9 protein-coding genes are annotated in these 9,459 nt (G+C 68.3%); 6 read left to right on the forward strand and 3 right to left on the reverse strand.

Annotated features, from left to right (window positions below; all coding sequences use genetic code 11):
• Nucleotides 1–93: 93 nt before the first annotated feature.
• The 3 genes from AC1DOC_RS07940 to AC1DOC_RS07950 all read left to right on the forward strand — a co-directional run bounded on the left by AC1DOC_RS07940 (nt 94) and on the right by AC1DOC_RS07950 (nt 3,621).
• Nucleotides 94–993 (forward strand): 5'-nucleotidase, encoded by a 900-nt coding sequence (locus AC1DOC_RS07940; protein WP_012746219.1) that lies wholly within the window; start codon nt 94–96, stop codon nt 991–993.
• A 199-nt stretch (nt 994–1,192) separates the two neighbouring features.
• On the forward strand, nt 1,193–1,390 hold the full coding sequence (locus AC1DOC_RS07945; protein ID WP_369664232.1) for a hypothetical protein: 198 nt from the start codon (nt 1,193–1,195) through the stop codon (nt 1,388–1,390).
• 26 nt (nt 1,391–1,416) lie between these two features.
• Nucleotides 1,417–3,621 (forward strand): phosphocholine-specific phospholipase C, encoded by a 2,205-nt coding sequence (locus tag AC1DOC_RS07950; RefSeq protein ID WP_062363092.1) that lies wholly within the window; start codon nt 1,417–1,419, stop codon nt 3,619–3,621.
• Nucleotides 3,622–3,634: 13 nt separating this feature from the next.
• Here the strand turns inward: AC1DOC_RS07950 and AC1DOC_RS07955 are convergent, their stop codons facing one another.
• On the reverse strand, nt 3,635–4,888 hold the full coding sequence (locus AC1DOC_RS07955) for an MFS transporter (RefSeq protein ID WP_062363095.1): 1,254 nt from the start codon (nt 4,886–4,888) through the stop codon (nt 3,635–3,637).
• Nucleotides 4,889–4,993: 105 nt separating this feature from the next.
• Nucleotides 4,994–5,128 carry a hypothetical protein gene (locus AC1DOC_RS07960; RefSeq protein WP_259347628.1) on the reverse strand — a complete coding sequence of 45 codons (135 nt, stop codon included), beginning with the start codon at nt 5,126–5,128 and terminating at the stop codon, nt 4,994–4,996.
• Nucleotides 5,129–5,257: 129 nt separating this feature from the next.
• On the opposite strand from AC1DOC_RS07960, the gene AC1DOC_RS07965 reads away from it, so the two are divergent.
• Nucleotides 5,258–5,818, forward strand: coding sequence for a phosphonate degradation HD-domain oxygenase (locus AC1DOC_RS07965; RefSeq protein WP_278879315.1), 561 nt, complete (start codon nt 5,258–5,260; stop codon nt 5,816–5,818).
• A gap of 105 nt (nt 5,819–5,923) precedes the next feature.
• Nucleotides 5,924–7,705, forward strand: a complete 1,782-nt coding sequence (locus AC1DOC_RS07970) for an ABC transporter ATP-binding protein/permease (RefSeq protein WP_028254140.1) — start codon at nt 5,924–5,926, stop codon at nt 7,703–7,705.
• On the opposite strand, the gene queC is transcribed toward AC1DOC_RS07970, so the two are convergent.
• Nucleotides 7,702–8,415, reverse strand: coding sequence for a 7-cyano-7-deazaguanine synthase QueC (gene queC, locus AC1DOC_RS07975; RefSeq protein ID WP_028254139.1), 714 nt, complete (start codon nt 8,413–8,415; stop codon nt 7,702–7,704). The two genes, AC1DOC_RS07970 and queC, sit on opposite strands and share 4 nt — an antisense overlap.
• Nucleotides 8,416–8,565: 150 nt before the next feature.
• On the opposite strand from queC, the gene AC1DOC_RS07980 reads away from it, so the two are divergent.
• Nucleotides 8,566–9,459: acyltransferase family protein (locus AC1DOC_RS07980; protein WP_478129632.1), on the forward strand; the 894-nt coding region annotated here is incomplete at its 3' end.

The raw sequence follows: 9,459 nt of genomic DNA on the forward strand, positions 1-9,459 counted from the left end.
GGCGTGGTGATGCTCATTGTGCTGGCCGTGATGCTGCCTATCATCCAGCTCAACCAGTTCGTCAAGTAAGTCCGCCAGGAAGCACTGCACGCCATGCCCGTCACGCTCGAAGACAAGCTCGTGGTCGCGATCTCGTCGCGCGCGCTGTTCAACCTCGAAGAAGAAAACAGGATCTTCGAGGCCGGCGACAACGAGGGCTACATGAAGCTGCAGCTCGACCGCATCGACGTGCCGGCCGCGCCGGGCATCGCGTACTCGCTGATCCGCAAGCTGCTGCGCTTCAACGACGACGGCGTGCAGCGCGTCGAGGTGGTCATTCTTTCGCGCAACGATCCGGTCTCGGGCATGCGCATCTTCCGCTCGAGCGCGGCGGCCGACATCAAGCTGCAGCGCGGCGTGTTCACGCAGGGGCGTCCGCCCTTCGGCTACCTGCGGCCGCTGCGCGCGCACCTGTTCCTGTCGGTCAACGCGCAGGACGTGCGCGAAGCGCTGGGCGCGGGCTTTCCGGCCGCGCGGGTGCTGGTCGAATCGGTGAAGGCCAGCGATGCCTGGCCGAACGAAGTGCGCATTGCCTTCGACGGCGATGCGGTGCTCTTCAGCGACGAGGCCGAGCGCGTGTTCCAGGCCGAGGGGCTCGATGCCTTCCAGGCGCACGAACTCAGCAAGGCCGACCTGCCGCTGCCCGAAGGCCCCTTCAAGCCGCTGCTGACGGCGCTGCATCGCCTGCAGATGGCGGGCAACGCGCAGATGCGCATCCGCACCGCGCTGGTCACCGCGCGCAGCGCCCCGGCGCACGAGCGCGCGATCCGCACGCTCATGAAGTGGAACATCCGCGTCGACGAGGCGATGTTCCTCGGCGGCCTGCCCAAGGGCGAATTCCTGCGCGAGTTCGAACCCGACTTTTTCTTCGACGACCAGACCGGCCACGTCGATGCCGCGGCGCGCCACGTGCCCGCGGGCCACGTCTCCAGCGGCATCAGCAACGAGCGCTGAGCGCTTGCGCGGCGCGCCCTGCGCCGCAGCCTTGTCATCGCCCGTTCATGGCGATGTAACGCGATCTCCCTAGTCTTGCGGCCTGCCTCTGCGCGGTGCTTCGCGATGCCTTTTCGGCGTTGCGCCTTCGAGCCCGCGCGGCCTTTCTTCAGCGCTCTTCCGGGCGCCCACGCAACGACGACTCCCAAGGAATCCACCCATGCGACTTTCATCCCTGCCTGCGCGGCTCGTTCCCGCGCTGCTCCTGGCCTGCGTCCTTTCCGCCTGCGGCGGCGGCAGCAACGGCGGTAGCGGCTTCTTCGGCGGCCTGCCTGGCGTGGGCACGCCGGCACCGACCACGCCCACCACACCGCCGCCCGACACCGGCACAAAGCCCGAGATGCGCTGCGCGCCCTGAACAACATCCCACATCAGAACAACACCATGACCTCACGCCGCAGCTTCCTCACAGCCACCGCCACCACCGGCGCCGCCGCGCTCGCGCTCTCGGCCTTTCCGCCGAGCATCCGCCGCGCGCTCGCCATTCCCGCCAACAACAAGACCGGCACCATCAAGGACGTGGAGCACATCGTCATCCTGATGCAGGAGAACCGCTCGTTCGACCACTACTTCGGCACGCTCATGGGCGTGCGCGGCTTCGGCGACCGCTTCACCATTCCGCTGCCGCAGGGCCGCAGCGTCTGGCAGCAGCTCGACGACACCGGCAAGGAAGTGCTGCCCTACCACCTGGACGGCTCCAAGGGCAACGCGCAGCGCGTGGCCGGCACGCCGCACAGCTGGAGCGACGGCCAGGCTGCGTGGGCGGGCGGGCGCATGTACGAATGGGTGCGCTACAAGAAAACGAAGACGGCGCCTTTCACGCAGTCGATGGGCTATCTCGAAGAGGCGGAACTGCCCTTCCAGTTCGCGCTGGCCAACGCCTTCACGCTCTGCGATGCCTACCACTGCAGCATGCACACCGGCACCAATTCGAACCGCATGTTCCTCTGGACCGGCACCAACGGCCCCACCGGCGCGAACGTGGCCACGGTCAACAACGAGTGGGATTCGATCGACAGCTCGGCCAACGGCTACAGCTGGAAGACCTACCCCGAGCGGCTGCAGGAAGCCAAGGTCAGCTGGATCGTCTACCAGAACATGCCCGAGAATTTCGGCGACAACTCGCTGGCCGGCTTCAAGCAGTACCGGCTCGCCAACGAGGCCTCGGGCAAGCCCGTGAGCAACGACGTGGCCTCGCCCGCCTACGACCCGGCCAGCGACGACGCCGGCAATCCGCTCTACAAGGGCATTGCCAACACCATGCCCGACGGCGGCTTTCTCGAGCAGTTCCGCCAGGACATCAGGAACGGCAAGCTGCCCCAGGTGTCGTGGATCGTCGCGCCCGCGACCTATTCGGAGCACCCCGGCCCGTCGAGCCCGGTGCAGGGCGCCTGGTACATCCAGGAAACGCTCGATGCGCTCACTGCCGTGCCCGAGGTGTGGAGCAAGACCGTGCTGTTCATCAACTTCGACGAGAACGACGGCTACTTCGACCACGTTCCTTCGCCGGCCGCGCCTTCGATCGACGCCGGCGGCACGCCCGCAGGCAAGACCACGCTGCCAGTGCAAGCGCTCGCGCCCGAATACTTCAACCATCCGAATCCGCCCGGCACCACCGACCAGCCGCCGCCCGACGGCCGCGTCTACGGCCCCGGCGTGCGCGTGCCGATGTATGTGGTGTCGCCCTGGAGCCGCGGCGGCTGGGTCAACTCGCAGGCCTTCGACCACACCTCGGTGCTGCGCTTCATCGAGACGCGCTTTGGCGTGAAGGAAACCAACATCAGCGATTTCCGCCGCGCGGTGTGCGGCGACCTCACGAGTGCCTTCAACTTCGCCACGCCCAACACGGAAGCGCTGCCCGCGCTGGCGGGGCGCACGACCAAAGCGGACGCCGACAAGCTGCGTGCCGACCAGCAGGCCCTGGCGCAAGTGGCACTGCCGCTCGACCCGCTGCTGCCGCGCCAGGCCACCGGCACGCGGCCCTCGCGCGCGCTGCCCTACGAGCTGCACACGAGCGCCCGTGCCGATGCCATCGGCGGAAAGATCCAGCTGCTGTTCGCGAACACCGGCACCGCCAGCGCCGTGTTCCACGTCTACGACAAGCTCAACCTCGACCGCCTGCCGCGCCGCTACATGGTCGAGCCCGGCAAGACGCTCGACGACACGTGGAACGCGATGCGCGACGACAGCGGCTTCTACGACCTGTGGGTGCTCGGGCCCAACGGCTTTCACCGCCACTTCAAGGGCGACCTGAACGCGCTTCGCGCCGGCGATGCGGCCGTGCCCGAAGTGCGCGTGTGCTACGACATCGCCAACGGCAACGTGTACCTGGAGATGCGCAACGACGGCAAGAGCGCCTGCAAGTTCACCGTGCGTGCCAAGGCCTACCGCAACGACGGTCCGTGGACCGCGACGGTGGAAGGCGGCGCCAAGGCCGAGCTGCACTGGGACCTGGCAGCGAGCGGCGCGTGGTACGACTTTGCCGTGCGATGCGATGCCGACACCAGCTTCGTGCGGCGCTTTGCCGGCCGCGTCGAGACCGGCCGGCATTCGGTGAGCGATCCGGCAATGGGCCTGGCCGATCTCTGACGGCGCGAGAGAGCTACGCCGCGGCGGTGCGAAGCCGCAGATGCCGGACCCTGAACAGCAGCATCGCCGCGATGCTGACGTTCAGCAGGTTCCAGCCGATGCCGTTGAGGAACGCCGCGTGGTAGCTGCCGGTCAGGTCGAACACCTTGCCCGACATCCAGCCGCCCAACGCCATGCCGAACAGCGTGAACATCAGCACCGTGCCCACGCGCGCGCCGGCTTCCTCGGGCGGGAAATGCTCGCGCACGATGATCGCGTAGGACGGCACGATGCCGCCCTGGAACAGCCCGAACAGCGCCGAGATCACATAGAGCGACACCAGCCCGTCGAACGGCAGGAACAGCAGCAGCGCCACGCCCTGCAGCGCGCCGCCGAGCAGCAGCGTGCGCAGCCCGCCGATGCGGTCGCAGATCGCGCCCGACACCAGCCGGCTCACCACGCCGAAGCCCAGCATCAGCGACAGCATCTGCGCGCCCTGCGCCGGGCCGTAGCCGAGGTCGCCGCAGTAGGCCACGATGTGCACCTGCGGCATCGCCATGGCCACGCAGCAGGCCACGCCCGCCACGCACAGCAGGCCCTGTGCGGTGCCCATGCTGAAGCCGAAGGGCCGCGTCATGTCGCGCCGCCGCCCGGCATGGCCCGCATGGCTGGCCGGCGCCGCGGCCACTGCCGGCGGCCGCGCGCGAAAGAAGAGCGCGAGCGCCGCCATTGCCAGGCCGCAAAAGAGGCCCATGCCGATGTAGGTCTGGCGCCAGCCCACCGTCTCGATGAAGTGCTCCGCAATCGGCGGCCCGATGGCGCCTGCCACGTAGTTGCCGCTCGCGCACACCGCCACCGCGATGCCGCGCCGCTTGACGAACCAGAGCGAGGTGTCCGCCACCAGCGGCGCAAAGGCCGCGGCGCTGCCGAGCAGGCCGACCAGCACCGCCTGCGCGAGGGTGAAAGACACGATGCCATCGGCCATGCCGCACGCGACATAACCCACGCCGAGGCTCAGCGCGCCGATCAGCAGGGGCCACATCACGCCGAAGCGATCGGCCAGCCGCCCCATCAGCACGCCGCCCACGCCGAAGCCGAGCATCAGCAGCGTGTAGGGCAGCGAGGCATCGGCGCGCGCGATGCCGAACTCGGCCTGCACGGCCGGCAGCATCACCGAGACCACGTACATGCCACTGCTGCCGACCGTCATGACCAGCAGCGTGAGGCCGAGCCGCAGCATGGCGTAGCGCGAATCCGCCTCGTGGGCGCTTGTCTCGAATGTCTTCATTGTTTTTTGCTCCGCGCCGAGGATACCGCCGGGCGCGGACATGCGAAGGCAAGCGCGCGCAATGCCCGGCGGCGCATGGCCGCCCGCGCGCCCGAGAGGGGCGAATCAGCCCGCGAACGGGACCGGCATCACGACATCGGCCGAAGCCTTCGGCACCGGCACGCCAGGCTTGGGCTTGTCGTTGCAGCCGGCCGCCACCAGGCCGATGCAGAGCAGAAGAACAAGGACTGTGCTTCTCATGCGGCGGATGCTATGCCCGCGGCCTGGCAAGTCAAGTCGGACGCCGCGCCGACCGTGCCGCGCGGCTGCATGGCGCCTCATGGGATTCGTCATGCGGGTGTCATTGCGGTGCGCGAAGCTGCCGGGTCCATGACACTCGACCTCGCCGAAATCGCCCGCCTGTTCGCCGAGCGCGGCGGGGTTGCGTATGCGGGCGAGCCGGTGTCGCAGCTCGAGCATGCGCTGCAGTGCGCATGGCTGGCAGAGCAGGCCGGCGCGGGCGATGCACTGGTCACGGCCTCGCTGCTGCACGATCTCGGCCACCTGCTGATCGCCGAGCACCAGACGCTGCCGCGCTCGCCCACCGAGCTGGGCATCGACGACCGCCACCAGTACATCGCCATGCCGCTCCTGCGCGGCGTCTTCGGCGCCGAGGTGCGCGAGCCGATCCGGCTGCACGTGGACGCCAAGCGCTACCTTTGCGCGACACGGCCCGGCTACTTCTCGCGGCTCTCGGCGGATTCGGTGCGCAGTCTCGCGCTGCAGGGAGGCGTGATGGACGAGGCCGCGGCGCAGCGCTTCGCCGAGCAGCGCTGGGCCGGCGATGCGGTGCGGCTGCGGCTGTGGGACGAGGAAGCGAAGGTGCAGGGACGCGAGACGCCGCCGCTCAAGCACTTCCTGGAAGCAGCGGCGCGGGTCATGCTGCACTGAGCACTTTGCGGGGCGCCGGGCCGGTTCAGTCCCGCTTAAGGAACATTTGACTACCATCGTTTCTTCACGAAGTCCGGCGCACCCGCGCCCAGCGAGGAAACCTGCATGTCTTTATCCGTCACGGCGCGCGCCGCCACGTTCGCCCAGGTAGTGAAGCGCGTCTTCACGCTTGCGGCGCCCTACTTCCGTTCCGAGGAAAAATGGCGCGCCCGCGCGATGCTGCTGGGCATCGTCGCGCTGAACCTGTTCTACGTGTACGTGGCGGTGCTGGGCAACCAGTGGTACGGGCGCTTCTACGACGGGCTGCAGAACAAGGACTCGGCGGTCTTCTGGCGCGAGGTGGGCGTCTTCGGCTGGATCGCCTTCTTCAACATCGCGGTGCAGGTGCTCAAGTTCTATGTGACGCAGCTGCTGCAGCTGCGCTGGCGCACCTGGATGACGCGCGACTACCTGTCGCGCTGGATGGCCGACCGCACCTTCTATCACCTCGAGCTTGCGCGCTACGCGAACAAGGAAGGCCAGGCGCCCGACAACCCCGACCAGCGGATCCAGGAGGACATGCAGATGTTCACCGACTACACGATGACGCTGTCGATGGGCCTCCTGAACGCCGTGGTCACGCTGGTGAGCTTCGTGGGCATTCTCTGGGGGCTGTCGGGCAGCTTCGCGTTCTCGATGGGCGGCAGCAGCTACCAGATCGCGGGGGCGATGGTCTGGCTGGCGGTGGCCTATTGCGTGGTGGGCACGGCCATCACGCACTTCATCGGCCGCCCGCTGATCGGCACCAACTTCCGGCAGCAGCGCTTCGAGGCCGACTTCCGGCACCACCTGGTGCGGGTGCGCGAATACAGCGAGGCCATTGCGCTGGACAAGGGCGAGAAGGTCGAGCACGGCCAGCTCGACCTGCGCTTTGGCAGCGTGCTGCGCAACTACCTGGTGCTGATCAAGCAGCAGAAGAACCTGATCACCTTCACCTCGTTCTTCGGGCAGGCGGCCGTGATCTTCCCGTTCCTGGTGGCCGCGCCGCGCTTCTTCAGCGGCGCCATCCAGCTCGGCCAGCTGATGCAGATCTCGTCGGCCTTCGGCAAGGTGCAGGATTCGCTCAGCTGGTTCGTCGACAACTACGACCGCGTGGCCGTCTGGCGCGCAACCACCGACCGCCTCACCAGCTTCGACGATGCGATGCGCGCACATGCGGCGCGCAGCCAGTCGCTCGAGCGCGACGGTACCGCACCCGCGCTGCAGACCGGCGACCTGACGGTGGCCCTGCCCAACGGCACCTCGCTGCTCGCCGGCGCGGCGCTCGCGGTCCAGCCGGGCGACAGCGTGCTGCTGCAGGGGCCGTCGGGCAGCGGCAAGTCGACCCTGTTCCGCACTTTTGCCGGCATCTGGCCGTTCGCACGCGGCCATGTGAAGGTGCCCGAGGGCGCGGTGTTCATGCCGCAGCGGCCCTACGTGCCGGACGGCACCCTGCGCAATGCGCTGACCTATCCGAATCCGGCCGAGAACTACAGCGATGCCGAGCTGCGCCAGGCGCTGGCCGATGCGCTGCTGCCCAACCTCGTGGACCGCCTCGACGACAGCGATGCCTGGAGCCAGAAGCTTTCGGGCGGCGAGCAGCAGCGGCTGTCGATCGCGCGTGTGCTGCTGAAGAAGCCGTCGTGGCTCTTTGCCGACGAGATCACCAGCGCACTCGATGCCGAGGCCGAGGGCGTGCTCTACAAGCGGCTCTCCGACCGGGTGAAGGCCGCGGGCGGCGCCATGGTGTCGATCGCGCACCGCGCGGCGGTCGGCGACTTCCACAACCAGCGCTGGACGCTGGTGCCCCAGCCCGAAGGCGCACCGGCGGGCGGCGCGCGCTACCGGCTGGAGACTGCGGCCACCTAGACCTGCTGGGGGCGCGAGGCGTAGCGCTCCCAGCCCTTCTTGCGCAGCTCGCAGGCCGGGCACTCGCCGCAGCCGTAGCCCCAGGCCTGGCGATGTTCGCGGTCGCCGAGGTAGCAGGTGTGGGTTTCTTCCACGATCAGCTCGACCAGCGGCTCGCCGCCCAGGCGATGCGCCATCTGCCAGGTCTCGGCCTTGTCGATCCACATCAGCGGCGTCTCGATCACCAGGCGGCGCTCCAGCCCGAGCGAGAGCGCGAGCTGCATGGCCTTCATGGTRTCGTCGCGGCAGTCGGGGTAGCCCGAGAAGTCGGTCTCGCAGACGCCGGTGACGATCACCTGCAGCCCGCGCCGGTAGGCCAGCGCGCCGGCCAGCGTGAGGAACAGCAGGTTGCGCCCCGGCACGAAGGTGTTGGGCAGGCCGTCGGCCTGCATTTCAAAGGCCACCTCCTCGGTGAGCGAGGAGCCGCCGAGCTGGGCCAGCGCGGCCAGCGTGAGCACGTGGTCCTCGCCCAGGCGCGGCGCCCAGTCGGGGAAGCGCTCGCGCATCCTGGCAAGGATGGTGCCGCGCACGTCGAGCTCGATGCGGTGCCGCTGGCCATAGTCGAAGCCCAGCGTCTCGACGCGCTGGTACTTGGACAGCGCGTCCGCAAGGCAGGTGGTCGAATCCTGGCCGCCGGAGAACAGGACGAGGGCGGTGGTGTGCAGGGGCATGTCCGTCTCTTCAAAACCGCGATTTTCGCAGCCTTGGCGGCGCAACGTGGCGCCGCACCAACAGCCGCGGCCGTCCGGCCCTGCCGATGCACCACCAAAGTGCTATCTCGGGCAGAATCCGCGCGATTCGAAGGAGAGGCAACGCACAACATGCGCGAACAAGGGTCGATCCACGGCCTCGGCGATTACCTGGAGACCCGCAATTTCGCAGCGCTCGATGGGCTGCGGGCGGTGGCCGTCTTTCTTGTCTTCGGGTTCCACTTCGGCGGTCCGCGCTGGGACAAGTTCTCGGGCTGGCTCGGCGTGCATGCCTTCTTCGTGCTCTCCGGCTTCCTGATCACCACGCTGCTGCTGCGCGAGCGCGATGCCACCGGCACGGTGTCGCTCAAGGCCTTCTACATCCGGCGCGCGGCCCGGATCCTGCCGCTCTATTTTCTGGTCTACCTGCTGGTGCTCGCGCTGAGCTACCTCGCCCAGGGCGCGGCCTGGGAGCAGATGAAGGCGGCCACGCCCTACTACCTCACGCTGCTGAACGAGTTTGCCGGCTTCGCGCCGCTGCAGATGACCTGGACGCTGGGCGTCGAGTGGAAGTACTACCTGGTGTGGCCGGCGCTGTTCACGCTGTTCGGTTCCACCGCCGCCTCGCGCTTCGGGACCGCTGCATGCAGCCTCGCGCTGCTGGTTGCCGTCTGGATGACCGGTGCCCACCCGGCCGGATTCTCGCCCTGGCACTACCTTGGCATGCTGGTGGGCTCGATGGTGGCGATCGCGATGCACACGCGCCGGACCTTCGCATGGATGCGCGGCCTCATGACGCAGACGGCCGCCATCGCGATCGCGCTCGCCCTGTTCCTGGTGCACCGCAAGTCGCTCACGATCAGCGCGCGCTTCGGCGAGCCGCAGCTGATTGCCGTGTACGTGGTGCTGGTGGGCCTGTGGCTGCCTTCGCTGGTTGCGGCGGACAGCTGGCTGCGCAGGCTTCTTTCGTCGCGCTTCATGCTGTTCGTGGGGCGCCGCTCGTACGCGATGTACCTGGTGCAGTAC

It is taken from the genome of Variovorax sp. 01T439_2, assembly GCF_056398445.1.